At 66.5% G+C, this 25,979-nt stretch carries 36 protein-coding genes; 27 read left to right on the top strand and 9 right to left on the bottom strand.

Features of this window, described 5'->3' with window-relative positions; all coding sequences use genetic code 11:
* The first annotated feature begins 12 nt into the window (after positions 1-12).
* From tuf to ACN9MV_RS30030, 15 genes are all read left to right on the top strand, one after another.
* A complete protein-coding gene (tuf, locus tag ACN9MV_RS30100; RefSeq protein WP_093060175.1) occupies positions 13-1,206 on the top strand; it encodes an elongation factor Tu in 1,194 nt (397 codons plus the stop codon).
* Between the two features lie 21 nt (positions 1,207-1,227).
* Entirely contained in the window at positions 1,228-1,542 is a 315-nt protein-coding gene (gene rpsJ / locus ACN9MV_RS30095) for a 30S ribosomal protein S10 (protein ID WP_007838118.1), read from the top strand.
* Between the two features lie 153 nt (positions 1,543-1,695).
* Positions 1,696-3,267, top strand: coding sequence for a hypothetical protein (locus ACN9MV_RS30090; protein ID WP_426390643.1), 1,572 nt, complete (start codon positions 1,696-1,698; stop codon positions 3,265-3,267).
* Positions 3,268-3,284: 17 nt separating this feature from the next.
* Entirely contained in the window at positions 3,285-3,833 is a 549-nt protein-coding gene (locus ACN9MV_RS30085) for a hypothetical protein (RefSeq protein WP_093178551.1), read from the top strand.
* A 236-nt stretch (positions 3,834-4,069) separates the two neighbouring features.
* Positions 4,070-4,750: a 50S ribosomal protein L3 gene (rplC, locus tag ACN9MV_RS30080; RefSeq protein WP_093057774.1), complete on the top strand. Its 681-nt coding sequence runs from the start codon at positions 4,070-4,072 to the stop codon at positions 4,748-4,750.
* Positions 4,750-5,370 carry a 50S ribosomal protein L4 gene (rplD, locus tag ACN9MV_RS30075; protein ID WP_019657681.1) on the top strand — a complete coding sequence of 207 codons (621 nt, stop codon included), beginning with the start codon at positions 4,750-4,752 and terminating at the stop codon, positions 5,368-5,370. The genes rplC and rplD overlap by 1 nt, the downstream gene beginning before the upstream one ends.
* Positions 5,367-5,702, top strand: coding sequence for a 50S ribosomal protein L23 (gene rplW / locus ACN9MV_RS30070; protein ID WP_093057773.1), 336 nt, complete (start codon positions 5,367-5,369; stop codon positions 5,700-5,702). The genes rplD and rplW overlap by 4 nt, the downstream gene beginning before the upstream one ends.
* Before the next feature lie 2 nt (positions 5,703-5,704).
* Positions 5,705-6,529, top strand: coding sequence for a 50S ribosomal protein L2 (rplB, locus tag ACN9MV_RS30065; protein WP_093057772.1), 825 nt, complete (start codon positions 5,705-5,707; stop codon positions 6,527-6,529).
* 10 nt (positions 6,530-6,539) lie between these two features.
* Positions 6,540-6,818, top strand: coding sequence for a 30S ribosomal protein S19 (rpsS, locus tag ACN9MV_RS30060; RefSeq protein WP_007838132.1), 279 nt, complete (start codon positions 6,540-6,542; stop codon positions 6,816-6,818).
* A gap of 9 nt (positions 6,819-6,827) precedes the next feature.
* Positions 6,828-7,160 carry a 50S ribosomal protein L22 gene (gene rplV / locus ACN9MV_RS30055; RefSeq protein WP_007838134.1) on the top strand — a complete coding sequence of 111 codons (333 nt, stop codon included), beginning with the start codon at positions 6,828-6,830 and terminating at the stop codon, positions 7,158-7,160.
* 17 nt (positions 7,161-7,177) lie between these two features.
* Positions 7,178-8,092, top strand: coding sequence for a 30S ribosomal protein S3 (gene rpsC, locus ACN9MV_RS30050; protein WP_093057771.1), 915 nt, complete (start codon positions 7,178-7,180; stop codon positions 8,090-8,092).
* Positions 8,093-8,144: 52 nt separating this feature from the next.
* Positions 8,145-8,561: a 50S ribosomal protein L16 gene (rplP, locus tag ACN9MV_RS30045; RefSeq protein WP_007838137.1), complete on the top strand. Its 417-nt coding sequence runs from the start codon at positions 8,145-8,147 to the stop codon at positions 8,559-8,561.
* A gap of 55 nt (positions 8,562-8,616) precedes the next feature.
* Positions 8,617-8,826: a 50S ribosomal protein L29 gene (rpmC, locus tag ACN9MV_RS30040; RefSeq protein ID WP_056589463.1), complete on the top strand. Its 210-nt coding sequence runs from the start codon at positions 8,617-8,619 to the stop codon at positions 8,824-8,826.
* A 9-nt stretch (positions 8,827-8,835) separates the two neighbouring features.
* A complete protein-coding gene (gene rpsQ / locus ACN9MV_RS30035; RefSeq protein ID WP_015867662.1) occupies positions 8,836-9,105 on the top strand; it encodes a 30S ribosomal protein S17 in 270 nt (89 codons plus the stop codon).
* Between the two features lie 76 nt (positions 9,106-9,181).
* On the top strand, positions 9,182-9,688 hold the full coding sequence (locus tag ACN9MV_RS30030; RefSeq protein ID WP_093079077.1) for a peroxiredoxin: 507 nt from the start codon (positions 9,182-9,184) through the stop codon (positions 9,686-9,688).
* A 13-nt stretch (positions 9,689-9,701) separates the two neighbouring features.
* On the opposite strand, the gene ACN9MV_RS30025 is transcribed toward ACN9MV_RS30030, so the two are convergent.
* Both ACN9MV_RS30025 and ACN9MV_RS30020 read right to left on the bottom strand, forming a co-directional pair.
* Complete coding sequence (locus tag ACN9MV_RS30025; RefSeq protein WP_093057769.1) at positions 9,702-10,289, bottom strand: GNAT family N-acetyltransferase; 588 nt, start codon at positions 10,287-10,289, stop codon at positions 9,702-9,704.
* Positions 10,286-10,996 carry a cytochrome b/b6 domain-containing protein gene (locus tag ACN9MV_RS30020; protein ID WP_426390642.1) on the bottom strand — a complete coding sequence of 237 codons (711 nt, stop codon included), beginning with the start codon at positions 10,994-10,996 and terminating at the stop codon, positions 10,286-10,288. The genes ACN9MV_RS30025 and ACN9MV_RS30020 overlap by 4 nt, the downstream gene beginning before the upstream one ends.
* A 162-nt stretch (positions 10,997-11,158) precedes the next feature.
* Between ACN9MV_RS30020 and ACN9MV_RS30015 the strand changes: the two genes are divergently transcribed.
* Positions 11,159-11,605 carry a c-type cytochrome gene (locus tag ACN9MV_RS30015; RefSeq protein ID WP_093057767.1) on the top strand — a complete coding sequence of 149 codons (447 nt, stop codon included), beginning with the start codon at positions 11,159-11,161 and terminating at the stop codon, positions 11,603-11,605.
* Positions 11,606-11,671: 66 nt separating this feature from the next.
* Here ACN9MV_RS30015 and ACN9MV_RS30010 read toward each other — a convergent pair whose 3' ends face one another.
* The gene (locus ACN9MV_RS30010; protein WP_093057766.1) at positions 11,672-12,169 is read right to left on the bottom strand and encodes a TlpA disulfide reductase family protein; all 498 of its coding nucleotides are present in this window, start codon (positions 12,167-12,169) and stop codon (positions 11,672-11,674) included.
* Positions 12,170-12,269: 100 nt separating this feature from the next.
* Here ACN9MV_RS30010 and ACN9MV_RS30005 point away from each other — a divergent pair, with 100 nt between their 5' ends.
* The 11 genes from ACN9MV_RS30005 (at position 12,270) to ACN9MV_RS29955 (ending at position 20,839) form a co-directional block, all read left to right on the top strand.
* Positions 12,270-12,815, top strand: coding sequence for a hypothetical protein (locus ACN9MV_RS30005; RefSeq protein ID WP_426390641.1), 546 nt, complete (start codon positions 12,270-12,272; stop codon positions 12,813-12,815).
* 169 nt (positions 12,816-12,984) lie between these two features.
* Positions 12,985-13,440 (top strand): PTS sugar transporter subunit IIA, encoded by a 456-nt coding sequence (locus tag ACN9MV_RS30000; protein WP_093057764.1) that lies wholly within the window; start codon positions 12,985-12,987, stop codon positions 13,438-13,440.
* The gene (locus ACN9MV_RS29995; protein WP_093057763.1) at positions 13,409-13,678 is read left to right on the top strand and encodes an HPr family phosphocarrier protein; all 270 of its coding nucleotides are present in this window, start codon (positions 13,409-13,411) and stop codon (positions 13,676-13,678) included. Before ACN9MV_RS30000 ends, ACN9MV_RS29995 begins: the two co-directional genes overlap by 32 nt.
* 10 nt (positions 13,679-13,688) lie before the next feature.
* Positions 13,689-15,491 (top strand): phosphoenolpyruvate--protein phosphotransferase, encoded by a 1,803-nt coding sequence (gene ptsP / locus ACN9MV_RS29990; RefSeq protein WP_093057762.1) that lies wholly within the window; start codon positions 13,689-13,691, stop codon positions 15,489-15,491.
* A 133-nt stretch (positions 15,492-15,624) separates the two neighbouring features.
* Positions 15,625-15,999 carry a DUF4148 domain-containing protein gene (locus tag ACN9MV_RS29985; protein WP_093057761.1) on the top strand — a complete coding sequence of 125 codons (375 nt, stop codon included), beginning with the start codon at positions 15,625-15,627 and terminating at the stop codon, positions 15,997-15,999.
* A 126-nt stretch (positions 16,000-16,125) separates the two neighbouring features.
* Positions 16,126-16,593, top strand: coding sequence for a Spy/CpxP family protein refolding chaperone (locus tag ACN9MV_RS29980; protein WP_093057760.1), 468 nt, complete (start codon positions 16,126-16,128; stop codon positions 16,591-16,593).
* Positions 16,586-17,083, top strand: a complete 498-nt coding sequence (locus ACN9MV_RS29975; RefSeq protein ID WP_093057759.1) for a DUF4260 domain-containing protein — start codon at positions 16,586-16,588, stop codon at positions 17,081-17,083. Before ACN9MV_RS29980 ends, ACN9MV_RS29975 begins: the two co-directional genes overlap by 8 nt.
* The gene (locus tag ACN9MV_RS29970) at positions 17,077-17,466 is read left to right on the top strand and encodes a hypothetical protein (RefSeq protein ID WP_426390640.1); all 390 of its coding nucleotides are present in this window, start codon (positions 17,077-17,079) and stop codon (positions 17,464-17,466) included. The genes ACN9MV_RS29975 and ACN9MV_RS29970 overlap by 7 nt, the downstream gene beginning before the upstream one ends.
* Before the next feature lie 50 nt (positions 17,467-17,516).
* Positions 17,517-18,212, top strand: a complete 696-nt coding sequence (locus ACN9MV_RS29965; RefSeq protein ID WP_176928901.1) for a response regulator transcription factor — start codon at positions 17,517-17,519, stop codon at positions 18,210-18,212.
* Positions 18,213-18,303: 91 nt separating this feature from the next.
* Positions 18,304-19,686: a HAMP domain-containing sensor histidine kinase gene (locus ACN9MV_RS29960; protein ID WP_093057756.1), complete on the top strand. Its 1,383-nt coding sequence runs from the start codon at positions 18,304-18,306 to the stop codon at positions 19,684-19,686.
* Positions 19,687-19,795: 109 nt separating this feature from the next.
* Positions 19,796-20,839, top strand: coding sequence for an NADP-dependent oxidoreductase (locus ACN9MV_RS29955; RefSeq protein WP_426390639.1), 1,044 nt, complete (start codon positions 19,796-19,798; stop codon positions 20,837-20,839).
* A 25-nt stretch (positions 20,840-20,864) separates the two neighbouring features.
* Here the strand turns inward: ACN9MV_RS29955 and ACN9MV_RS29950 are convergent, their stop codons facing one another.
* From ACN9MV_RS29950 to ACN9MV_RS29925, 6 genes are all read right to left on the bottom strand, one after another.
* Positions 20,865-21,182, bottom strand: a complete 318-nt coding sequence (locus ACN9MV_RS29950; RefSeq protein ID WP_093057754.1) for a hypothetical protein — start codon at positions 21,180-21,182, stop codon at positions 20,865-20,867.
* Positions 21,183-21,268: 86 nt separating this feature from the next.
* Positions 21,269-22,117, bottom strand: a complete 849-nt coding sequence (locus ACN9MV_RS29945; protein WP_093057753.1) for a DMT family transporter — start codon at positions 22,115-22,117, stop codon at positions 21,269-21,271.
* A gap of 84 nt (positions 22,118-22,201) precedes the next feature.
* The gene (locus ACN9MV_RS29940) at positions 22,202-22,909 is read right to left on the bottom strand and encodes a helix-turn-helix domain-containing protein (protein ID WP_426390638.1); all 708 of its coding nucleotides are present in this window, start codon (positions 22,907-22,909) and stop codon (positions 22,202-22,204) included.
* A 50-nt stretch (positions 22,910-22,959) separates the two neighbouring features.
* Complete coding sequence (locus ACN9MV_RS29935; RefSeq protein WP_093057751.1) at positions 22,960-23,511, bottom strand: hypothetical protein; 552 nt, start codon at positions 23,509-23,511, stop codon at positions 22,960-22,962.
* 43 nt (positions 23,512-23,554) lie between these two features.
* Positions 23,555-24,718, bottom strand: a complete 1,164-nt coding sequence (locus ACN9MV_RS29930) for an SLC13 family permease (RefSeq protein WP_426390637.1) — start codon at positions 24,716-24,718, stop codon at positions 23,555-23,557.
* Entirely contained in the window at positions 24,715-25,974 is a 1,260-nt protein-coding gene (locus ACN9MV_RS29925; protein ID WP_426390636.1) for an MFS transporter, read from the bottom strand. Before ACN9MV_RS29925 ends, ACN9MV_RS29930 begins: the two co-directional genes overlap by 4 nt.
* Between the last annotated feature and the right edge of the window lie 5 nt (positions 25,975-25,979).

Below are 25,979 nucleotides of genomic sequence, written 5' to 3'. Positions count from 1 at the left end.
AAGGATTGAAAAATGGCAAAAGGTAAATTCACCCGCACCAAGCCGCACGTGAACGTGGGCACGATCGGTCACGTTGACCACGGCAAGACGACGCTGACGGCTGCGATCGCGACGGTTCTGTCGGCCAAGTTCGGCGGCGAAGCCAAGGCCTACGACCAGATCGACGCTGCGCCTGAAGAAAAGGCCCGCGGCATCACGATCAACACCGCGCACGTCGAGTACGAAACGGCCAACCGCCACTACGCACACGTCGACTGCCCCGGCCACGCCGACTACGTGAAGAACATGATCACCGGCGCTGCCCAGATGGACGGCGCCATCCTGGTGTGCTCGGCCGCTGACGGCCCGATGCCCCAGACCCGTGAGCACATCCTGCTGGCTCGCCAGGTGGGCGTGGGCTACATCATCGTGTTCCTGAACAAGTGCGACATGGTCGACGACAAGGAACTGCTCGAGCTGGTCGAAATGGAAGTTCGCGAACTCCTCGACAAGTACGAATTCCCCGGCGACGACACCCCCATCATCCACGGCTCGGCCAAGCTCGCCCTGGAAGGCGACAAGGGCGAACTGGGCGAAGGCGCCATCATGAAGCTGGCCGAAGCCCTGGACACGTACATCCCGACGCCCGAGCGCGCCGTGGATGGCACGTTCCTGATGCCCGTGGAAGACGTGTTCTCGATCTCGGGTCGCGGCACGGTGGTGACCGGCGCAGTCGAGCGCGGCGTGATCAAGGTTGGTGAAGAAATCGAAATCGTGGGCATCCGCCCGACGGTCAAGACCACCTGCACCGGCGTGGAAATGTTCCGCAAGCTGCTGGACCAAGGCCAGGCTGGCGACAACGTCGGCGTGCTGCTGCGCGGCACGAAGCGCGAAGAAGTCGAGCGCGGCCAAGTGCTGTGCAAGCCCGGCTCGATCAAGCCGCACACGCACTTCACCGCCGAGGTGTACGTTCTGTCGAAGGACGAAGGCGGCCGTCACACGCCGTTCTTCAACAACTACCGTCCGCAGTTCTACTTCCGCACGACGGACGTGACCGGCGCGATCGAGCTGCCCAAGGACAAGGAAATGGTCATGCCTGGCGACAACGTCAGCATCACCGTCAAGCTGATCAACCCGATCGCGATGGAAGAAGGCCTGCGCTTCGCCATCCGTGAAGGCGGCCGTACCGTGGGTTCGGGCGTCGTGGCCAAGATCCTCGACATCTAAGCCGGACGCAAAGGAATCACCATGGCTACCAAGCAAAAAATCCGCATCCGCCTGAAGGCATTCGACTACAAGCTGATCGACCAGTCGGCAGCCGAGATCGTCGACACCGCCAAGCGCACCGGCGCGATCGTCAAGGGTCCCGTGCCCCTGCCGACCCGCATGAAGCGTTTCGACATCCTGCGTTCGCCGCACGTCAACAAGACGTCGCGCGACCAGCTGGAAATCCGCACGCACCAGCGCCTGATGGACATCGTCGACCCGACCGACAAGACCGTGGACGCGCTGATGAAGCTCGACCTGCCGGCCGGCGTGGACGTCGAGATCAAGCTGCAGTAATCCGTTCGACCTCGCGTCGCGGTTATTTGTGAAGCCCGCCTGCAGAAATGCAGGCGGGCTTTGTGCTTTATGTCACGCAGATGTGGCATCCTCGCCGGACGACAGCCTCCCTCCATCGAGGCGTCGGACAGCTGAAACGAGGGCAGCACAGCTATGAGACAAAGCATCTCTTTTGCGTCGGGTTTGGTGGCTTGCATCGCGGCGGCGTTGTTGACCGCGTGTGGCGGCGGTGGGGGAGGTGGCGGTGGCGGCATTCCCTTGCTGCCCGTGCTTCCGGCGACGCCAGTTGCCCTGAGCGGTACGGCCACCTATGAGTCGGTGCCCAATCCCAGTGGCCGCCTCGTGTATTCCGATATCTCGATCAAACCGGTGCGTGGTGCTTTTGTCGAAGTACTCGACGCCACCAGTGGCAGCCAGCTGGCCACGACTTCCACCGATGACAACGGCGCCTACTCGGCGAGCGTTCCGTCAAACGCGAACGTCGTTGTCCGCGTGCGCGCTCAACTGACCCGCACTGGCGCGCTTCCGAGCTGGGACGTCACCGTGCGTGACAACACGCAGTCGAACGCGATCTATTCCATGCAGTCGTCGGCATTCTCCACCGGCACCGCGGCGCTCACCCGCGACCTGCGCGCCGGCAGTGGATGGGGCGGGTCGAGCTACACCAGCCAGCGTGTGTCCGGGCCGTTCGCCGTGATGGACACGGTCTACACCGCGATGCAGAAAGTGCTGTCGGTGGCTCCGGCGACGGCGTTTCCGTCGCTGAAGGTGTTCTGGAGTGTCAACAACACCAACTCCGGCGGCAGCATCGCGCTGGGCCAGATTGGCACCACGTTCTTCATCGGAAGGAGTTCGGGTGCCGAAATCTACGTGCTCGGCAAGGAAGATGTGGATACCGACGAATTCGACGCGCCCGTGATCGCGCACGAATGGGGGCACTACTACCAGGCCTCCTTCAGTCGCGACGATTCGCCGGGCGGCGCGCACTCCACGAGTGAACTCATCGACCGCCGCCTCGCTTTCTCCGAAGGATGGGGCAACGGCTGGTCGGGCATTGCGTTGGGGCGCAGCAACTATGTCGATTCGGGTGGCCCTGGCCAGGCCCAGGGCGGCAGCCTCGATCTCACGCAGGGGCCGGCGACCAACCGAGGATGGTTCCGCGAATCCTCGATTCAGTCGATCTTCTGGAATCTGAATCAGCAGGTCGGTTTCAAGCCGATCCACGACACGATGACGGGGGCGCTATTCAGGAGCGGTGCGCCGGTCACGTCGATTCATCCGTTCGCCGTGGCATTCAACGCGACAGCGCAGGGCAGTGCATCTACGCTGGCCGCGTTGCTCACGGGGCAGAGCATCACGGTCAATGATGCCTACGGCGCGGGGGAGGGCAATGATGGCGGCGTGTCGATCGCGTTGCCGATGTACAAGCAGGCAGTGGTTGGTACGGCCACTTCGGCCTGTGTGACGAACGCTGCGGATCCTCAGCGTGACGGAAACAAGCTCGGAAGCTTCGCGTACCTGCGTTTCACGGCGCCCACCAACCGTGGTTACCAGTTCACGATCTCCCCGCCGGGGGGCGCTAATCCCAACTACGCGATCTATCGGGGTGGCGTGGTGAGCCGAAACACCAGTTCGGTCAACCTGTCGACTGGCGACTATGTTCTGGTTGTCAACGATCTCAACAATTCCGCCACCAGCACCTGCTTCGGCGTGATCATTCAGTAGCAGCGAGGAAGGCCGCCATGAACCTCCGTTCCAGTTCGACGATTGCCGTTGTGGCATGCCTGACGCTAGCCGCCGCGTCGGCGCCGGTCTTTGCAGATGGCGTGCCGGCGCCCCGCACCGCGAAGCACGCAGCCTCGTCCCGCAATGCTGCGCCTATGACGGTCGCGGCACGCAAGCCCAACGATTCCGGTGTCGTGATCCAGTTCAGGGTAGAGGGCACGCCCCAGGTTGGCCGGCCGGTCTCTGTTGTTCTGCAGTTCGACGGCGTGAGCGATCCGGCGGGTGCCACCGCGCGCCTGACGACCGATGCCGGCCTGACCCTGGCCACAAGCAGCAGCCTGGCCCTTCCCGCTGGCCAGCGTACGATCGCCACCGCCACGGTGACGAGCGACCGCGAAGGCCTTGCCTACCTGAACGTCTTTGTCACGCAGAACGGCGCCATGAGCATCGTCGCCATCCCCGTGCAGACCGGCTCGGCCGCCCCGGCCATGAAGGCTGCAGGCGAGATGAAGTCGTCCGCGGAAGGCGAAAAAATCATCTCGCTGCCGGCCAAAGAGCCGAAATAAGCCGCGAAAGACCCCGGAAACGGGGCTTCGGCGCCCTCAAAACGGCCACAACTGCAGTGCTTGCGCGGAGCCCGCATCGCGGGCTATAATCGCTGGCTCTGCCCTTGCTGCGTCCGCATGGGTGTCGTTCTGGCAGAGATTTATCAACCTTCTTACGCTGTCGGGGAAGCCCGGCAAACGTTGTCGCCAATTGAAGTGGCAGCGGCGTAGGGAGTTTCCATTTTTGGAGAAAACAAATGAGTCTGAGCAACTCCCTCGGGTTGCTGGGCCGCAAGGTGGGGATGATGCGTCTCTTCACCGATGACGGGGACGCAGTTCCTGTCACGGTGGTGGATGTGTCCAACAACCGTGTGACCCAGATCAAGTCCCAAGAGACCGATGGCTACGTCGCCCTGCAGGTGACGTTCGGTTCGCGCAAAGCATCGCGCGTGACCAAGCCCGAAGCCGGCCACCTCGCCAAGGCAGGTGTCGAAGCAGGCGAAATCATCCAGGAATTCCGCGTTACCGCCGATACCGCTGGTCAGCACAAGGCTGGCGGCGTAATCGCAGTGACGAGCGTCTTCTCCGTGGGCCAGAAGGTGGACGTGCAAGGCACTTCCATCGGCAAGGGCTACGCTGGCACGATCAAGCGTCACAACATGAGCTCGCAACGCGCGTCGCACGGTAACAGCCGTTCGCACAACGTTCCCGGCTCGATCGGTATGGCACAAGACCCCGGTCGCGTGTTCCCCGGCAAGCGTATGACGGGCCACCTCGGCGACGTCACCCGCACGACGCAAAACCTCGACGTGTTCCGCATCGACGAAGCACGTCAACTGCTGCTCATCAAGGGCGCGATTCCGGGTTCGAAGGGTGGCTTCGTCACCGTGCGTCCCGCCGTCAAGGCCAAGCCGCAAGCGGCCCAAGGAGCGAAGTAATGGAACTCGAACTCCTGAACGAACAAGGCCAGGCCGCGTCGAAGTACGACGCCCCCGAGACCGTGTTCGGCCGTGACTACAACGAAGACCTGGTTCACCAGATCGTCGTTGCATTCCAGGCCAACGCACGCCAAGGCACGCGCGCCCAGAAGGACCGCGAACAGGTCAAGCACTCGACCAAGAAGCCTTTCAAGCAAAAGGGAACGGGCCGCGCCCGTGCCGGTATGACGTCCTCGCCGCTGTGGCGCGGGGGTGGCCGGATTTTCCCGAACATGCCTGACGAAAACTTCTCGCAGAAGATCAACAAGAAGATGTATCGCGCCGGCATGGCGTCCATCTTCTCGCAGCTGGCTCGCGAAGGCCGTCTGGCCGTGGTCGATTCGATCAAGGTCGACTCGCCCAAGACCAAGCCGCTGGCAGCCCGTTTCAAGGCGATGAATCTCGAGTCCGTGCTCGTGATCGCCGAAGAAGTCGACGAAAACCTGTACCTTGCCTCGCGCAATCTGGTCAACGTTCTCGTGGTCGAACCCCGCTACGCCGACCCGGTGTCGCTGGTTCACTACAAGAAGGTGCTGGTCACCAAGGGTGCCGTCGACAAGCTCAAGGAGATGTTCGCATGAGCCGCGTGAACCCTACCGCCGCTGAACGTACGTTCGAAGAAGGCCGCCTGATGGCGGTGCTGGTCGCACCGATCGTGTCCGAAAAGGCCACGATGGTCGGCGAGAAGTCGAACGCTGTCACTTTCAAGGTGCTGCAAGACGCCACCAAGCCCGAGATCAAGGCCGCTGTCGAACTGATGTTCAAGGTCGAAGTCCAGGGCGTGTCGGTGCTCAACACCAAGGGCAAGACCAAGCGCTTTGGCAAGTCCATCGGCCGCCGCGACAACGTTCGCAAGGCCTATGTGACGCTGAAGGCCGGTCAAGAGCTCAACCTCGTCGGGGAAGGCGCTTAATCATGGCCGTCATCAAGATGAAACCCACTTCGCCGGGCCAACGCGGCGCGGTGAAGATCTCGCGTGACCACCTGTTCAAGGGTGCTCCTCACGCAGCCCTGCTGGAACCCCAGTTCCAGAAGGCCGGCCGTAACAACAACGGTCACATCACGATCCGTCACCGTGGCGGTGGTTCCAAGCACCACTACCGCGTTGTCGACTTCGTGCGCAACAAGGACGGCATCCCGGCCAAGGTCGAACGCATCGAGTACGACCCGAACCGCACCGCCCACATCGCTCTGGTCTGCTACGCCGACGGCGAGCGCCGCTACATCATCGCCCCGCGCGGTCTTGAAGCCGGTGCAACGCTGCTGTCGGGCGCCGAAGCCCCGATCCGCGCCGGCAACACCCTGCCGATCCGCAACATCCCGGTCGGCTCGACGATCCACTGCATCGAACTGCAACCCGGCAAGGGCGCGCAGATCGCACGTTCGGCCGGTACGTCGGCCACGCTGCTGGCCCGTGAAGGCGTTTACGCCCAGGTCCGCATGCGTTCGGGCGAAGTCCGCCGCATTCACATCGAATGCCGCGCGACCATCGGCGAAGTTGCCAACGAAGAGCACAGCCTGCGCCAGCTCGGCAAGGCAGGCGCCAAACGCTGGAAGGGTATTCGCCCGACCGTTCGCGGCGTCGTGATGAACCCGGTCGACCACCCGCACGGTGGCGGCGAAGGCAAGACTGGCGAAGGCCGCCATCCTGTCGACCCATGGGGCAATCTGACCAAGGGCTATCGCACCCGTAACAACAAGCGCACGCAGGTCTTCATCGTGTCGCGTCGCAAGAAGTAAGGGATAGCCAATGACTCGCTCTCTCAAAAAGGGTCCTTTCGTCGACCACCACCTCGTGGCCAAGGCCGACAAGGCCGTGACGACCAAGGACAAGAAGCCGATCAAGACCTGGTCGCGCCGCTCGATGGTCCTGCCCGAATTCATCGGTCTGACCATCGCTGTGCACAACGGCAAGCAACACGTGCCCGTGTACATCACCGACCAGATGGTCGGCCACAAGCTCGGCGAATTTGCGCTCACGCGCACGTTCAAGGGGCACCCCGCGGACAAAAAAGTCCAGAAGAAGTAAGGAACGACCATGTCTGAAACACGTGCAGTCCTCCGCGGTGTCCGCCTGTCGGTCGACAAGGGCCGTCTGGTCGCGGATCTCATCCGCGGCAAGAAGGTCGATCAAGCGCTCAACGTTCTGCAGTTCACGCAGAAAAAGGCCGCTGTGATCATCAAGAAGGTGCTCGAGTCGGCAATTGCCAACGCCGAGCACAACGACGGTGCCGACATCGACGAGCTGAAGGTCAAGACCATCTACGTCGAGCAAGGTGCAACGCTCAAGCGCTTCACGGCGCGGGCCAAGGGTCGCGGCAATCGCATCAGCAAGCCCACGTGCCATGTGTACGTGACGGTTGGCAACTAAGAAGGCCTGGAAGAAATATGGGACAGAAAATCCACCCAACCGGGTTCCGCCTTGCGGTCACCCGTAACTGGTCCAGCCGTTGGTACGCAAGCGACCGCGATTTCGCGGGCATGCTGGCCGAAGACATCAAGGTTCGCGAATACCTGAAGAAGAAGCTGAAGAACGCTTCGGTCTCGCGCGTCATGATCGAGCGTCCCGCCAAGAACGCACGCATCACGATCTACTCGGCACGTCCGGGCGTCGTGATCGGCAAGAAGGGCGAAGACATCGAGAACCTCAAGCGCGAACTGGGCAAGCAGCTCGGCGTGCCGGTTGCGGTCAACATCGAAGAAGTGCGCAAGCCCGAAATCGATGCGCAGCTGATCGCCGACAGCATCACGCAGCAGCTCGAAAAGCGGATCATGTTCCGCCGCGCCATGAAGCGCGCCATGCAAAACGCCATGCGTCTGGGTGCCCTGGGCATCAAGATCATGTCGGCTGGCCGCCTGAACGGCATCGAAATCGCACGTACCGAGTGGTACCGCGAAGGCCGCGTGCCGCTTCACACCCTGCGCGCCGACATCGACTACGGCACCTCGGAAGCCAAGACCACCTACGGCGTCATCGGCGTCAAGGTCTGGGTCTACAAGGGCGACACGCTGGGTCGTAACGACCTGCCGGCCGTCGAAACGCCGCGTCCTGAAGAAGAACGTCGTCCGCGCGGTCCGCGCCGTGATGGCCGCCCTGGTGGCGACCGTCCGGGCAGCGACCGTCGTGGTCCCGGCCCGCGCGCCGGTGCCCGTGGCCCGATCGGTGGCAACACCGCCCCGGCCGATGGCAGCGACAAGCCCGCAGAAGCAACCGGCGGTGCCGGTGCAGACTCGAAACCCGCCGTTAAGCGCGTCCGCAAAGCCGCGCCCGCTGCAGCAGCGGACGGTGCCAAGACCGAGTAATCGGTCGCTCCCGGGCACGCAAGTGCCTGGGGCCCTCACGGAGTAACAAAACATGCTGCAACCTGCACGCAGAAAGTTCCGCAAGGAACAAAAGGGCCGCAACACCGGCATCGCAACCACGGGTAACTCGGTTGCGTTCGGTGACTTCGGTCTCAAATGCACCGACCGCGGCCGCCTCACGGCGCGCCAGATCGAAGCCGCTCGTCGCGCGATTTCGCGTCACGTGAAGCGCGGTGGCCGTATCTGGATCCGCGTGTTCCCGGACAAGCCAATCTCTACCAAGCCCGCTGAAGTGCGGATGGGTAACGGTAAGGGCAACCCCGAGTACTACGTCGCTGAAATCCAGCCTGGCAAGATCGTGTTCGAGATCGTCGGCGTGCCCGAAGAACTCGCCCGCGAAGCGTTCCGCCTGGCCGCCGCCAAGCTTCCGCTGCGTACGACGTTCGTCGCTCGCCAGCTCGGCGCCTGAGAGGAGAACATCCATGGCAACACGTAAGAAAAAAGAAACCGCGGCTCCGGCCAAGGTGACGAAGGCCGCAACCCTGCGCACGAAGGACGTCGCGGGCCTGCAAGCCGAAATCAAGGATCTGCAGAAGGCCCATTTCGGCCTGCGCATGCAGAAAGCCACGCAACAGCTGTCGAACACCTCGACGCTGCGCGTCACGCGTCGCGACATCGCACGCGCCAAGACCATTCTTGCTCAGAAGCAGCAAGAAACCCCCGCCGCCAAGTAAGGAGTGAACATGACGGAAGCTAAAAAATCCCTCAAGCGCACCTTGATCGGCAAGGTGGTCAGCGACAAGCGTGCCAAGACCGTGACCGTGCTGGTCGAGCGCCGTGTGAAGCACGAGCTCTACGGCAAGATCGTGGCCAAGACGAGCAAGTACCACGCCCATGACGAAAAGGGCGAGTACAAGCTGGGCGACACCATCGAGATCACGGAAAGCCGTCCGATCTCGAAGACCAAGAACTGGGTCGTGACCCGTCTGGTCGAGAAGGCCGTTCTGGTCTGATCATCCCCGGCTCGATACAGCCCATCCGGAAACGGCCCACAATGTGGGCCGTTTTTCTTTTTCAGGAGCACATTCAATGATCAAAGTCGGCGACACCCTTCCTTCGGCCACCCTGCAGGAATATTCCGAGGTCGAGGGCGAAGGCTGCAGCATCGGCCCGAACGCCGTGGACGTGAGCAAGGCTTCGGCGGGCAAGACCATCGCGCTGTTCGCGTTGCCCGGCGCCTTCACGCCCACCTGCTCGGCCAAGCATGTGCCGGGCTACGTGCAGCACTTCGACGACTTCAAGGCCGCCGGCGTGGACGAGATCTGGTGCGTGAGCGTGAACGATGCCTTCGTGATGGGCGCGTGGGCGCGCGACCAGAAGACCGGCGCCAAGGTGCGCATGCTGGCCGACGGCAGCGCCGATTTCGCCAAGGCCACTGGCCTCACGCTCGACCTGACCGGGCGTGGCATGGGCCTTCGCAGCAACCGCTATTCGATGCTCGTGAAGGACGGTAAGGTCGCGACGCTGAACGTCGAGGCACCGGGCAAGTTCGAAGTCAGCGACGCCGACACCCTGCTGGCCCAGGCCCGCGGCTGATCGGCCGCTCCGGTCAGAGATCCACCTTGAGATAGTGGGCCCCGGCGACGGGGTTGTGATAGTAGGGCGGCACCTCCGCGAAGCCCAGGTCTTCGTAGAGGGCCCGCGCCGACTCCATGTCGTCGAGCGTGTCGAGCAGCACGCAGCCATATCCCGCGCTGCGTGCTGCATCGATGATCGCCTCGGCCAGTTGACGGCCCAGGCCAAGGCCGCGGAACCCGGGGCGTACGTACAGGCGCTTCATTTCCGCGGCGTTCGCGTAGTCCGCGCTGTCGAGCGGCCGCAGCGCGCAGCACCCCGCCACATGCGCCAGCGTGCCGTCGGCGCGCTGCAGCGTCGGCGCCTGGCGCCCGGCGTCTTCCGACACATTGACCGGATCGACCAGCGCCAGCAACAGCGTGCCGCGCGGCTCGGCGTATTCGCCGGGCAACTGCGCCAGTTCGCTGTCGAAATCCTGAAAGTCCAGATCGATGCCCAGCGAGCCCGCATAGTCGCTGAAGATCGCGCGCGCGGCCTCGATCTCGTGCGCCTCCTCGGGCGTGAGCAACACGACAGCCGGCATCGCCGACAGCGGCAGGGGGCGTGACACAGAGAAGCTCATACGCGCAACGAAGAAACCCAATAAGCCACGCCCGCGCACAGCGCGAACAACACCAGCGCAAGCCAGCGCGAGGCCGCGTCGTCGCGGCTCGGCGCTACCTGCCCGCTCTCTGCGGAAACCAGCTTGTCGCCCGTCACCATCGGCCGCACCAGGCGATGCCGCTTGACGAGCACGTAGAACAACACCGCCAGCACATGCAGGCTCACGAGCGCAATCACGGCCCACTTGCCCTGCGCCTTGTGCCAACCCGTGGCCAGGCTCACTACCTCGCCCGAGACAAAACGAGTGAGCGGCCCCGACGCCGAGATTTCGTCGTCCGCCATCAGCCCGGTAGCGACCTGCAACGCCAGGATCGCCAGCACCGCAAACACTGACAGCGCGCCCAGTGGCGTGTGCCCGATCAGATGGTCCGGATGCGCCCGTCCGCGCAGGTACGCGACAACAGACCCCGGCCCGTAGACGAAAGCCGCGAAGCGCGACCAGCGGCCGCCGACGAAACCCCAGAGCAGCCGGAACAGCAGCAGCGAAAGCACCGTGTACCCAAGGCGGAAGTGCCATTCCATGACGCCGCCCAGGCCGGTGCCGATCATGCCGATGACGGCGATGGCCAGCGCGCAGTGGAAAAGGCGCGTCGGCAAGTCCCAGACCCGTGTGCGGGCACCGGGGCCGGAGGCCGCGCGAAAGGCGGCCACGGAGGAGTCGGTCATCGAAGAAGGCGCCAAGGGGGCGCAATGCTGCGGAAGGCGCAGATTAGCAAAGTCCGGGCCCCAGTCTGCTTCGGGTTGTTGCTATGCGCTGGACACGGGCCGCCCCTACACTCGCCGGCAGTGCCGCATTCGACGGCGCTTTCCCCACAACGAGGACCCACGATGACCAGACTAGCTTCGTTCGCCCTTGCAGCCGCCTGCGCTGCCATGTCTCTTCCCGCCGCGGCCCAGTTTGCCAAGCCCGAGGACTCCATCAAGTACCGCCAGAGCGCGCTGTTCGTGATGAGCCAGCATTTCGCTCGCCTCGGCGCCATGGCCAATGGCCGTGCGCCCTACGACGCCAGCGTTGCCGCGGCCAATGCCGAAGTGGTCGCCGACATGGCGAAGCTGCCCTGGGCCGGCTTTGGTGCCGGCACCGAGGGCGGCAAGGCCAAGCCCGAAGTCTGGAAGGAAGACGCCAAGTTCAAGGAGCGCCAGCAGAAGCTGATGGAAGAAACCGGCAAGCTGGTGACCGCTGCCAAGGCCGGCAACCTCGACGCGCTCAAGGCCCAGTTCGGCCCGACCGCCGCAAGCTGCAAGGCCTGCCACGACAGCTTCCGCAACCAATAAGCAAGCCGCTTCGCCAAAACAAAAGGCGCTCTTTCGGAGCGCCTTTTTCGTTGGGAAGACCGGAGATCAGGCTTCGGCCAACAGCTTTTCGATCAATTTGTGCAGTTCGGCGAAATCCGGCTCGCCCACATAGCGCTTCACGATCTCGCCGCGCTTGTTGACCAGGTAGGTGGTCGGCGTGAGCTTCACGTCGCCCCAGGCCTGCGCCACGCTGCCGGTGTTGTCGATCGCCACCTTGAACGGCAGCTTGCGCGTCTGGGCGAAATTGACGACGTAGCTCGGCGGGTCGTAGCTCATGGCCACGGCCAGGGTGTCGTAGCCCTGCGCCTTGTATTTGTCGTAGGTGGCGATGACCTTGGGCATCTCGCCGACGCAGGTCACGCAGCTTGTGGCCCAGAAGTTGACCAGCGTGACCTTGCCTTTCAGGTCCGCCGTGCTCTTTTGCGTGCCGTCGAGCAGCACGAAGGTCGAGGCCGGCGCGGCGGTGGCGCCGGAGCCGAGGTACACGCCCACGCCGGTGGCCAATGCGATGACGACGGCGGCAGCGGCGATGTATTTTTTCATGGCTTCATGCAAGAGAAGGGCGGCGCGATTTTAGTTCCGCGTGCCGGATCGTGCTGGCGGCGTTCCGGCGGCCCTCGCGCAGTTCGATAATCGCTGCCCCATGCCGTCGTCGCCCGCTTTCTCTTCTTCCTGGCTGGCGCTCGCCGCGGCAGCCCTGCTCGCAGCCTGCAGCCCCACTTTCAACTGGCGCGAAGTGCCGGTCGCCGAATCGGGCCTGATCGCGCTGCTGCCCTGCAAGCCGGACCGCGCAAGCCGCGCCCTGCCGCTGGGCGCCGAATCGGTGCAGGTCGACATGGCGGGTTGCGAAGCCGGCGGCGCGACCTTCGCCATCGCGCATGCCTCCGCCAAAGGCCCCGAACAGGCCGAGGCCTGGCTCAACGCATGGCGCGCTGCCACGCGCGGCCAGCTGGGAGAAGCGCAGCAGATGACGCAAGCCCCCGCCAGCGTGCAGCGCGCGACCGCCACACCCGCCCCGTTGCGGCTCGATGCCCAGCCAAAGCAGCAGGGCGCCGCGCCGGTACAGGTGCTCTGGTTCGCCCAGTCGCAAAAAGACGGCACCGTGGCGCTTTACCAAGCCACCGTGCTGGGCAAGCCTTCCTCGGCCGAAGCGTCGAAGACATTCTTCGAGGGCCTGCGGCTTCCGTGAACGATCGCACCATTCGCTATTGTTTTGATAGTGCCTCCCGCGACAGGTGTGGACACACGGCTGTCTCATTTCGCGCGGCGTTGTCTGTTTTTCGGGGCTGCTGCGTTATGTCGTATATCTACTTCCCCTGGGCGCCCCCGCATAATCGACGAGTCGTCCTCCGTCCCGCATGAACAGCATCCTCATCATCGCCCACTCACCGTTCGCACACGCGCTGCGGCAGTGTGCGCTGCATGTGTTTCCCGATTGCGAGCAGGCCATCGTCGCGCTCGACGTGCTGCCCAACGTGTCGCCCGAAGAAACGCTGGCGGCCGCGCGCATCACCCTTGCGCAGCAGCTGCACACGCCGCGCTCGCAGGTGCTGGTGCTGGCAGACGTGTTCGGCGCCACGCCCTGCAACGTGGCGCAGAAGCTGGTGGACGGCGTCCGGTCGCGGCTGGTGGCGGGGGTCAATCTTCCGATGCTGCTGCGCGCCGTCACCTACCGGCATGAGCCTCTGGAGACGCTGGTGCAGCGCGCCCTCGCGGGCGGCACCGCGGGCGTCATGCAGGTGGCGGTGGCGGCTCCCCAGAATCAGGCGAAAAGAAAGCACAGTGATCAAGAAATCCGTGACCATCAGCAATAAGCTGGGCCTGCACGCACGCGCATCGGCCAAGCTGACCAAGCTCGCAGGCAGCTTTCCCTGCGAGGTGTGGCTCTCCCGCGGCGATCGCCGCATCAATGCCAAGAGCATCATGGGCGTGATGATGCTGGCCGCCGGCATCGGCTCGACCGTCGAGCTCGAAACCAACGGTGCGCAGGAAGAAGAAGCGATGAACGCCATCGTCCAGCTCATGGACGACAAGTTCGGCGAAGGCGAGTAAGGACCGTCCCATGACCTTCGCAGTCCACGGCCTCCCTGTCGCCCGTGGCATTGCCATCGGGCGCGCAGTGATGGTGGTGTCGAGCCGCATCGACGTGGCCCACTACTTCATCAAGCCCGAAGAGATCGAGACCGAGATCGACCGTGTGCGCACCGCGCGCAACGCGGTGGCCGACGAGCTCGCCAAGCTGCAGGCCAACGTCGCGCTGATGGGCCCCAACGACGCGCCGCACGAACTCGCGGCGCTGCTCGAGGTGCACCAGATGCTGCTGCAGGACGAGGCCTTGAGCGGCGGCGTCAAGCACTGGATCAGCGAGCGGCTCTACAACGCCGAATGGGCGCTGACCACGCAGCTCGAAATCATCGCGCGCCAGTTCGACGAGATGGAGGACGAGTACCTGCGCGAGCGCAAGGCCGACCTCGAACAGGTGGTCGAGCGCCTGCTGCACCGCATGAAGGGCACGGCCGCCGTGCTGGCGCCGAGCCCGCCGCGCCGCAAGCGCGCCGCCGCCTCGGACGACGACAACGACGACCCCACCGCGGGCGACGGCATCGACGTGCCGCTGGTGCTCATCGCGCACGACCTCTCGCCGGCCGACATGCTGCAGTTCAAGAAGAGCGTGTTCGCCGGCTTCGTCACCGACGTCGGCGGGCGCACCTCGCACACTGCCATCGTCGCGCGCAGCATGGACATCCCGGCCGTGGTCGGCGCGCGCACCGCGAGCCAGCTGGTGCGCCAGGACGACTGGGTCATCATCGACGGGGACGCCGGCGTGGTGATCGTCGATCCGTCGCCGATCATCCTGGCCGAGTACGGCTTCAAGCAGCGCCAGGGCGATCTCGAACGCGGCCGGCTCGCGCGGCTGCGCCACAAGCCGGCCATCACGCTCGACGGCCAGCGCGTCGAGCTGCTCGCCAACATCGAGATGCCCGAAGACACCGTGGGCGCAGTCAAGGCCGGCGCCGTGGGCGTGGGCCTGTTCCGCAGCGAATTCCTCTTCATGGGCCGCGAGTCGACCACGCGCCAGACCCGCCTGCCCGACGAAGAAGAGCAGTACCAGGCCTACAAGCGCGCGGTCGAGGGCATGCAGGGCATGCCCGTCACCATCCGCACCATCGACGTGGGGGCAGACAAGCCGCTCGACAGCAAGTCGGCCAACAAGCAGGAGCACCTGAACCCCGCGCTCGGCCTGCGCGCCATCCGCTGGAGCCTGGCCGACCCGGCGATGTTCCTCACGCAGCTGCGCGCCATCCTGCGCGCGGCGGCGCACGGCGAGATCCACCTGCTGATCCCCATGCTCGCGCACGCGAGCGAGATCCGCCAGACGCTGTCGCTGATCGACTTCGCGCGCACCGAGCTCGACAACCGCGGGGCGGTGCACGGCCCGGTGAAGCTCGGCGCCATGATCGAGATTCCCGCGGCTGCGCTCACGCTGCGCATCTTCCTGAAGCACTTCGACTTCCTGTCGATCGGCACCAACGACCTGATCCAGTACACGCTGGCCATCGACCGCGCCGACGAATCGGTGGCGCACCTCTACGACCCTGCGCACCCGGCGGTGCTGCGCCTGGTGGCCGACACCATCGCCGAGTGCCGTCGCCAGGGCAAGGGCGTGGCCGTGTGCGGCGAGATGGCGGGCGACGTGGCCTTCACGCGCCTGCTGCTGGGCCTGGGCCTGCGCAGCTTCTCGATGCACCCCTCGCGCATCCTCGCGGTCAAGCAGGAAGTGCTGCGCGCCGACACCAGCAAGCTCGAGGCATGGGCCAAGAGCGTGCTCGAGTCCGACGACCCTGCCGCCGTGATGGCGGGTTGAGCGTACTTTTCACTCACCCTTGCGGGTGAGTGAAAAGAAACGATACACGCCGAAACTGCGGCGAAAGGACTTGCGGGAACCCCGCAAGCACGATCAGGCCTCCTCTTCCAACCCTGAAAGAAAGGCCTGCATCATGAAATCTCTCTCCCTGACCCAGATCATTGCCGTTGGCTCGTTCGCCATGCTCGCAGCAGCCGGCGCCAAGGCTGAAAGCTACGAGGGCGTGCAGCCCGCCGTGTCGGCCAAGAGCCGCGCCGACGTCAGCGCCGAAGCCGTAAGCACTGCATCGGCACCCAACCAGAACGTGGTGCGCGGTTCGCGCGGCGCCGAGACCATGGCCGTGTCGACCGAGCGCGGTCGCATCGTCGCCGAAGCCGTGCGCGCCACCGCTGCGCCCGACCAGAACGTGTCGGCCAGCTCGCGCGTGAACAGCCAGGTCATCTCGACGATGCAGAACCCCGTCGACGCGCGCGCCTCGGCTGCCAACGCCAAGAGCAGCCGCCTGTAAGCCGCCTGGCTCGCCTCCACGCGCGTCGCAATAAAACGAAACACGCCGCAACCGCAGCGAGAGGACTTGGCCCGGTGCAGATCGCACCATGGAGCTTCCTCCTCACAGACAACACAAGGAATCACCATGAAGTACTGGATCAAACGAACTCTCTTCGGTTTTGCGGGCGCCGCGATGGTTGCCGGCAGCATCGCCGGCTGTGCCGGTCAACGGCACGGCTGGGGCGGTGGCGACAGCGCCGAGTTCCGCGCGAAGATGATCGAGCGCGTGGGCAGCAAGCTCGAGCTCGATGCCAACCAGAAGCAGAAGCTCACCGTGCTGGCCGAGAAGCTGCAGGCGCAGCGCGAAGCCATGCGCGGCGCCGGCGGCTCGGGCGACCCACGCTCGCAGTTCAAGGCGCTGTTCGCGGGCAACAAGCTCGACCAGGCTGGCGCCACGCGCCTGGTCGAAGAGAAGACCGCCGCAGTGCGCAACGGCAGCCCCGAGATCATTGCCGCCGCTGCCGACTTCTACGACAACCTGAATGCCGCGCAGCAGCAGAAGGTGCGCGACTTCATGGACCGAGGTGGCCGCCGCTGGAGCCATCGTGGATAGGCTCCAATCACCCCCAGGCTTCGCGCACTTCGTGTCGCTTCGCCTTCCCCCTCTCCGGGGGCGACAGCTGTGGACCGGCGAAGCCGGCTCCACCGTATCTCCCGAACAGGCAGCGGCAGCCGGCGGGGTGCGTGCGCTGCTGCGGGTCGAAGGCGCGGTGGTGCTCGGCGTGGCACTCGCTGCCTATGCCCAGTTCGGCGCGGGCTGGGGCGTGTTCGCGCTCTGGCTGCTCGCGCCCGATCTCTCGCTGCTGGGCTACCTCGCGGGGCCGCGCGTGGGGGCGGCTCTTTACAACGCGGCGCATTCGTACGTCGGGCCGGTGCTGCTGCTGGCGCTCGGCGTGCTTGCGGCCATGCCGTGGGCGGTGGCCGGCAGCCTGATCTGGCTGGTCCACATCGGCTTCGATCGCGCACTCGGCTACGGGCTCAAGTACGCGGCGGGCTTTGCCGCCACGCACCTGGGCCGCATCGGGAAGGCCGATCCATGGTGAGCGAACGCGGCACAGTCCCCGTCATGCGCCCGCAGGCCGCGCGCGCATGGATGCTGACCGAGGCGCTCGCGCTCGGCCTCGCATCGATGGTGCACGCCGGCCGCATCGTGCCGGGCTATGCGCATGGGCACGCCCGCATCGCCGAAGCGGTGATCGCCACCGTGCTGGTGCTCGCCACGGTCGAGACCTGGCTGCGCCCGGCGGACGCGCGCCGCGCCGCCATCTTCGGCCAGGGCTTCGCGCTGCTGGGCACGCTGGTCGGGCTCGGCACCATCGTGGCGGGCATCGGTCCGCGCACCGTGCCCGACGTGGTCTACCACGCGCTTTTGCTCTCACTCCTCGTGACGGGCCTGACCTGGGCGGTGCGATGCCGGCAGGTTTGATGGTCAGCGAGGTCATCCGCCATTTCCTTGCCAGGAGGCACAATCCCGCCATGCCGCGCATCCTGCTGATCGACGACGACGAACACCTCGCCGCGCCGCTGACCACCTACTTCGCACGCTTCGGCTGCACGCTCGAGAGCGCCGTGCGCCCGAGCGAAGGCCTCGCCAAGCTGCGTGCCGGCACCTACGACGCAGCCATCCTCGACGTCATGCTGCCCGAGATGGACGGCTTCGCGCTGTGCCGCGAGATCCGCAAGGAAAGCGACATTCCCATCGTCATGCTCACTGCCCGCGGCGAAGTGATGGACCGCGTGGTCGGCCTCGAACTCGGCGCCGACGACTACGTGCCCAAGCCCTTCGAGCCGCGCGAGCTGGTGGCGCGCGTGCAGACCATCCTGCGCCGCCAGCGCAGCGTGCCGCAGGCGGTGATCAACGGCACGCAGCACCGCGTGTTCGACGGCCTGTCGATCGACCTCGACCGGCGCCAGGTGCTGCGCCATGGCGAGCGCGTGGAGCTCACGGGCACCGAGTTCGAACTGCTGGCGCTGCTGGCCGCCGAACCCGGCAAGGTGTTCAGCCGCGACGACATCCTCAACCGCCTGCGCGGTCACGAGGCCGAGCTCTACACCCGCGCGGTCGACATCGTGGTGAGCCGCCTGCGCAAGAAGCTCGAGCCGCTGGACTGCATCAAGACGCTGCGCAACGCCGGCTATGCGCTGGCCGTGGCACGAAGCGAACCTGCATGAGCGCAGCGCCGGGCCGCCCCAAGCAAGCTCGCACCGCAGCGCGAAGCGCGAAGGTATTTCAATGAGTCTCGGCCGTCGGGAATCCCGCAGGATGAGGTGGCGCGGCGAGGAGTGCCGCGACGAGCAATCGCGTGAGGACTGGCATGCGAAGTGGCATGCGCGCTGGAACGAGAAGGTGCAGGGCAAGCGCCGCTGGCGCCGCTCGCTGCGTGTGCGGCTGGTGCTGATGTTCGTGGTGCTGGCCATGGTGATGGCGGCGGTGTTCATGGGCGGCATGAAGAAGGCCTTTTCCACCGGCTGGGCCGAAGCCGCCAAGCCGATGCTGACCGACTACGCCGACCGCCTGGTCTCGGAGATCGGCACGCCGCCCGACGTGGCGCGCGCACAGGCGCTGGTGGCCCGGCTGCCCATCACCATCCGCATCGTCGGACCCAAGGTCAACTGGGATTCCAACCCCGGTGGAGCGAACAGCCCCGGCGGTTGGATGCACGACCGCGAAGACGTGTTCGGGGGTGACAAGTGGTTCATCCGCCCCACCGCAGACGGCCACCGCGTGATCTTCGGCTGGGCGCCCAAGCTCTGGCAACTGGCGCCGCGTGCCACCGGCTGGGCCACGCTCGGCGTGCTGCTGTCGTGCGTGCTGCTGGGCTATGCCTACGTGAGCCGGTTGCTGCGGCCGCTGATCGACATTCGCGAAGGCGCGCAGCGCTTCGGCCGTGGCGAGTTCACGCAGCCCATTCCAGTGCGCCGCAACGACGACCTCGGCGACCTTGCCGAACGCATCAACACCATGGCCGACGACATCCAGGCCATGCTCGACGCCAAGCGCGGTCTGCTGCTCGCCCTGAGCCACGAACTGCGCTCGCCGCTCACGCGTGCCCGGCTCAATGCCGAGCTGCTGCCGATCACGCCCGAAGGCCAGGCCGAGCGCGAGGCGCTGCTGCGCGACCTCAACGAGATGCGCGACCTCATCAGCGACCTGCTCGAAAGCGAACGCCTCGCGAGCCCGCATGTGGCGCTGCAGCGCGAACCGGTCGACCTGGCGGCGCTGATCCGCGAGATCGTGGCCGAGATGCCCGGTGCGCAGAACGTGCACCTCGACCTGGCCGAAGGCCTGCCGCCGCATGCCGTCGATCGCATGCGCATCCGCCTGCTGGTGCGCAACCTGCTGGACAACGCACTGCGCTACAGCGCCGACGCGCCGCGCCCGCCGTGCGTGTCGCTGCGCGCGGTGCTCGACGGCAGGAAGCAGGGCATCGAGATCGAGGTGCGCGACCACGGCCCTGGCGTGGACGACGAGCAACTCGAACGGCTGACCGAGCCCTTCTACCGCACCGACGGCGCACGGGCGCGCGCCACCGGCGGCGTCGGCCTCGGCATGTACCTGTGCCGGCTGATCGCCGAGGCGCACGGCGGCGAGCTGACGGTGCGCAACGCCGGGCCGGGGCTGCAGATCATCGTCAGGCTGGCCTGAGGCAAGGCGGCTCGGCGGGCGCTGTCACCTGCGCTACCAGCCCGCCCGCAGGCCACGGCTACGATGCGCCTCCGTGCCAGCGTCCGGCATTCAAGGTCAAGGAGACACCATGAGCAGCTCACTCACCAACCACCAGGTTCGCCTCGCCAAACGCCCCGAGGGCACGGCCACCCGCGAAAACTGGAAATTCACCACCGAACCCGTCGGCGAGCCGGCCGAGGGCGGCGTGCTGGTCAAGACGCTGTCGCTGTCGCTCGACCCCGCCATGCGCGGCTGGCTCAACGACGCCAAGAGCTACATCCCGCCCGTGGGCATCGACGAAGTGATGCGCGCCGGCGGCGTCGGCCGCGTCATTGCCTCGAAGAACCCGCAGTTCGCTGTGGGCGACACCGTCTACGGCACGCTGGGCGTGCAGGAATACATCCTGATCCCCGAGGACCAGGTCAAGCGCAACGGCCTGGTCAAGATCGACCTGCGCGTGGGCACCATCACCCAGTGGCTCAACGTGCTGGGCATGCCCGGCATGACCGGCTACTTCGGCCTGATGGACGTGGGCATGCCCAAGGCGGGCGAGACGGTGGTGGTTTCCGGCGCGGCCGGCGCCGTGGGCCAGACCGTGGGCCAGCTGGCCAAGATCAAGGGCTGCCGCGTGGTCGGCATCGCCGGCGGCGCCGCCAAGTGCGACTGGGTGGTGAAGGAGCTGGGCTTCGACGCCTGCATCGACTACAAGGCCGGCGCAGGCGCGGTGCGCGAAGGCCTCAAGACCCACTGCCCGAAGGGCGTGGACATCTACTTCGACAACGTCGGCGGCGAGATCCTCGACATGGTGCTGGCGCGGCTCGCGCGCAAGGCCCGCATCATCATCTGCGGCGCCATCAGCCAGTACAACAATGCCAACAGCATGCCCGCGGCCGGCCCCAAGAACTACCTGAGCCTGCTGGTGAACCGCGCGCGCATGGAAGGCATCGTGGTGTTCGACTACGCCGACCGCTATCACATCGCCATCGCCGAGATGGCCGGCTACCTGAAAGACGGGCGCATGAAGAGCAAGGAAGACATCGTGAAGGGCCTGGACACCTTCCCCGAGTCGCTCAACAAGCTCTTTGCCGGAGAGAACTTCGGCAAGCTGGTGCTGCAGGTGGCGGAAGCCTGAAAAAGAAGCTGAAGAAGGCGCTTTTTCAGCTTTCGTCGGGCCGCATGGGAATGTCGCCCATCGCCTCGTCTTCGCGAAGGCCCCTCGCGGCCTTCAGCAGTTCGATCGACATGCCGTCGCCATGGCCTGCAAAACCCCTGGCGATGCCTTCAAGCACTGTCGACAGGCCGGTGTCGCCGTCGCCGCGCGCGTCCATGCTGATGTTGAGCACCCGGGCCGCCATCTGGCGGTAGGTGACGGCGCCCGCGCCCTCCAGCGCGGCCACCAGGTCGAGGTACAGCGCCAGGTTCAGGTCGAACACCAGCTTGGGCGTGATCTCGAAATCCCTGTTCTTGTCGTCCATGTGGGTTGGCTCCTTTATTCCTGAGCCTCCACTCTAGCCAGAAAAGAAGACGCCGAGCCGTCGGATACAGCCTGATTCTGCGCAAGTCAGCGCGCGCGCGTGCCCATGACCGCCGCCGAGACGATGAGCCAGGCCGCCACGGCGATGGTCCAGGTGAGCGGCCGGCCGGTGACGAGCAGCAGCAGCGCGGTCGAGCCCAGCGGCGTGAGGTAGCTCAGGATGCCGATCTGCCGCGCGTCGCCGCGCTTGAGCGCGATGTCCCACACGAAGAAAGCCGCGCCCAGCGGGCCGAGGCCGCAGAGCACGAGCAGCAGCCAGTCCCGGCCCGACAGCGCCACCGAGGGCTCGAGCACGGCGTGGCAGGCCAGCGAGAGCACACCCGAGACCAGCCCGAACAGGCCGATCGCCGAGGTCGGGAAGGCCGCCACGCGCTTCGTCCAGAGCGAATAGCTCGCCCAGACGAAGGCCGAGCCCAGCGCCGGCACGAAGCCCCAGTACTCCTGCGCCCCCGTTGCCGCCGCGCCGCCGCTGCGCGCGCCGAGGATCGCGATCGCTGCGCCCGCGAAGCCCAGCAGGGCAGCCACCACGTGCAGCGGCCGCAGCGACATGCCCGGCAGCAGCACCGGCGCCAGCACCACCATCAGCAGCGGCCACAGGTAGTTGACGAGGTTGGCTTCGACCGGCGGCGCATGCCGCAGCGCGATGAACAGCAGGAAGTGAAAGCCGAACAGCCCGTAGATGCCCAGCGCCAGCGTGCACGGCGGCACCCGCCAGGCCGAGCGGTCGCGCAGCACCAGTGGCCAGCTCGGCACGCTGCCGATGATCAGCGCAAGCCCGGTCAGGAGAAAAGGCGGCAGATGCGACAGCGCAGTGCCGAGCGAGGCGAGCGTGGCCCAGAGCGCGATGGCCAGCAGGGCGTAGACGGTGGACGACATGGGCGGCAAGGCTAAGCGACGCGGTCGTCGCGCAATGACGGTCCGTCGTCGCGCAACGACGGTCTTGCGCCGGGGAGGGCGCAGTCAGCGGCGCAGTGCGGCTGTGAGTGCGGAGGGCGACCGGTAGCCCGTGCGGCGTGCCGCCTCAGCCACGCTCATGCCGCCCAGCCGCAGCTCACGCGCATGCGCCAGCCGCAACGAGCGCAGCCAGTGCATCGCGCTCACGCCCTGCTCGTCGCGGCAGCGCTGCGCGAACTGGCTCGGGCTCAGGCAGGCGACATCGGCCAGGTCGGCCACGCTCAACGGCTCGTGCCAGCGGGCCCGGGCCCAGTCGGCGAGCAGGGGCCAGTCGATACGACGTCGGCGCGAATCGGCAGATGCCGGCGCCGGGCTCCAGGCCTCCAGCAACAGCGCGGGGCCGTGCTGCAAGGCCAGGGCCGAGGCCTGCGGCTGCTTCATGCATTGCGCCAGGTAGCGCGCCAGCGCGTGCAGTTGCGGCGAATCGGGCGATGCGCGCTCGGCGCAGCGGGCCCATGCCGGTTGCGTGGTGTCGAGCACCAGGCACAGGCTGCCGTGCTTGCGCGCGCTGAAGTCGTGCCGGTCGCCCGGGGCGACCACCTGCGCCTCGCCCGCGCCGATGCCGGCGCCCCGGCCTTCCACTTCGATCTCCAGCACGCCGTCGAGGCCGATCAGCACCTGGAAGTGGTCGTGCGCGTGGCTGCCATGCGAGTGGCCGTAGTCGCGCAGGGCGAGTTCATGGTGGGGCGACGGGGAGGAACCGAGGACAGGCATGGGCTGTCATGGATTGTCCGCGCAGCGCCCCGGCAATGCCACAGGCAGCATCAGCTTCCGTCGACGTCCTGCAGCGCCTGCCCGTTGACCCGCACCGCTTCGACCACGCGCCCCTGGCCCGTCGCCAGCGGCTGTGAGCGGCCCTCGGCCCGCACCTTGTCGCCGACCTTCAGCGCCAGCCGCGCGAGGCCGTCGGGCTTTGTGTGGACGAAGTCGCCGGTGTCCAGCACCACGCCGTTGGCCTGTCCGTGGCGCGCGTAGTTGAAGCGGACTACCGTGCCGTCGATGCGTTCACCGGCGTCCACCTGCCGCGGCGCCTTGCCGTCGACCGAGGCCAGCCGCTCGAAGCGGTAGACCGTGTGTTCGGTTTCGCCTTTGGGCGAGGGGTCTTGTTCGATGCCCTCGATCACCAGCGCCTGGCCGGCCTGCAGGCCGGCAAACGCGGGCGCGGCGCATTCGTCGTGGCGATCGAACACGAACTGCGTGGGCACGCCGTCGGTGTCGATCAGCACGCCTTCGATGTGGCCCTTGGGGCTGTAGACCAGGTGCTGGAAACGGCCTTCGACCGACCAGACGTCGAGAGTGTCGTGAGGATGTGGCATGGAATGTCCTTTTTCGAGTGTGGTTGTGAAACGGAAAACGCGATCAACCGAGCCGCAGCAGCACCGCCGATGCCGCGCACACGATCAGGAAGGGAATGCCGATGCGATGGAACTCGCGCAACCCGTGCGGCACCTTGGCCAGCCGCAGCGCGATGAGATTGGCCAGCGAGCCCAGCACGCAGCCGAAGCCGCCCACGCTCACCCCCGCCGCCAGCGCGGGCAGGTCGTGCACGTAGCGGTCCAGCAGGATGGTGGCCGGCACGTTGCTGATGAACTGCGAAGTGACGATGGCCGCCAGGTACGCACGCCAGCCCTCGGCAATCGGCCACTGGCCCATCAGCGAAGCCACGGCCGGCAGTTCGGCCAGCTGTCGCAGGTCGACGAACATCAGCGCGATGATGGCGAGCAGCGCCCAGTCGACGCCCAGCAGCACGCGGCGCTGGAACAGCAGGTAGGCGACAAACACCACCGCCAGGCCAGCCAGCAGCCAATGCCGGTCGAGCGCGACGACGAAGCCCACGAACAGCACGCCCGACAGCGCCAGCAGCCTCGGCTGCACCGGTGAGACCTCGGCCGCCGGCTTGAGCGCGATGGCCGTGCGCGGCACCAGCAGCCACACGGCCACGAACAGCCAGAACAGCATGACGAGCACGGTGGGCGCCATCATCAGCATGAAGCCGCCGAAGCTTTCGCCGGTGCGGTGCCACAGGTACAGGTTCTGCGGATTGCCGATGGGCGTGAGCGCGGAGCCCGCGTTCACCGCCAGGGCCTGGAGCACCACCAGCCGCGCCAGCGGCAGGTGCGCCTGCGTGGCCAGCACGCGCGTGAGAGGTACCAGCAGGAACAGGCTCACGTCGTTGGTGACCAGTGCCGACAGCACGGCGGCCGTGGCGGTGAGCAGCAGCGCCAGTTGGCGCAGATTGGTGGTGCGCGCCAGCAGCCGCTGGGCGGCCGACTGCAGCATGCCGCTCTTTTCCACGCCCTGCGTGATGGCGAGCAGCCCGGCCAGGGCCCCCACAGTCTGCCAGTCGATCAGCTTGAGCCAGTCCATCGGCGCGCGCGGGCGCACGAAGGCGAACAGCACCGCCACCGCCACCAGCACCCAGAGCAGGCCGTTTCCGCCGCTTTCGTGGGTTGCGGGAGCGTCGGCGGCGGCAGCGGCGGACGAGGGGGAAGATGCCAGGGTCGGCACGGTGTCTTTGGTCATGGAGCGGCGGTGGTCAGTGCGGAGGCGGCCGGCGCGTTCGCCATCGAACGGCGCCGGTCGCGAGTTTCCGGCATTGCGAGCGCAAACAGCGTCAGCGCAGCGGCCGCGATGCCCGCCAGCATCACGAAGGCCGTGCCATAGCCGGCCAGGTGCGCGACCGTGCCCGCCACCAGGTTGCTGAGCGCCGCGCCAAGCCCCACGCAGGCCGCGCCGATGCCCAGCGCGAAGTTGAAGTGCCCGCTGCCGCGCGTGATGTCGCCGATCATCAAGGTCAGCATCACGCCGAAGATGCCCGCGCCGATGCCGTCCAGCACCTGCAGCGACAGCAACGCGGCCGGGCTGTCGGCCAGCAGGTACAGCAGCCCACGCACCGGCAGCACCGCGAAGCCGGCCAGGAAGATGGGCTTGCGCGCCAGCCGCGGCGCCCAGCGCCCGACCGCCAGGGCAATCGGAATGGTGACCAGCTGCGTGACGATCACGCCGCCCGACAGCCACAGCGTGGCCGAGGTGCCGGCCTGCGTGCCGACCTTCTGCGCCACCAGCGTGAGCAGGGCGGCGTTGGCCAGGTGGAACAGGAAGGCGCAGACCAGCAGCACGATGAAACGGCGGTCGTACCAGCGTGCGGTGGAACGTGGCGTGTCGGCTTCGTGATCGGCATCGGCGCCGCGCGCCAGCCGTGGATCGACGTCGCGCTTGCGGATCAGCATGGCCGCCGCGATGGTCGGCAGCGCCATCGCCACCGCGTAGAAGAACATGGCATGCGGCCCGAACGCGTGGCCCACCCAGCCGGTGCCCAGCGCCCACAGCACCGTGCCGGCCGCTGTGATTGCGGCGTTGCGGCCGACGCGCGCATCCAGCCCGGCGCGACCCACCATGCCCAGGCTGACGGCCGCGATGGCCGGCGCCACCAGCGTGCCCGCAGCGCCGATGAGCGACTGGCCCGCCAGGATCACGCCGTAGCCCGGCCAGTTCGCCATGACCACCAGGCACACCGCGATGAGCGAAATGGCGCCCGCGATCCAGCGCGGCTTGTGCCGCGCGCTGTCGATCAGCGCACCGGCCGGCGCCTGCACCAGCAGCCCGACCAGCGCCGAGACGAACATCACGGTGCCGATGCGCTGCGGGTCCCAGGCCAGCGTGCCGGCCATGAAGACGATCAGGAACGGGCCGACGCCGCCCTGGATGTCGGGCGCGAAGAAGGCCAGTGCGTCGAGTGCGCGCAGGCTGCGGCGCGAAGGTGCGGCGGAGGAGGTCATGGCAG

It is taken from the genome of Variovorax sp. R-27, assembly GCF_049913215.1.
GTDB lineage: Bacteria > Pseudomonadota > Gammaproteobacteria > Burkholderiales > Burkholderiaceae_C > Variovorax.
The sequence above is the reverse complement of the archived record's forward strand: the minus strand, read 5'-3'. Positions and strand labels throughout refer to the sequence as shown.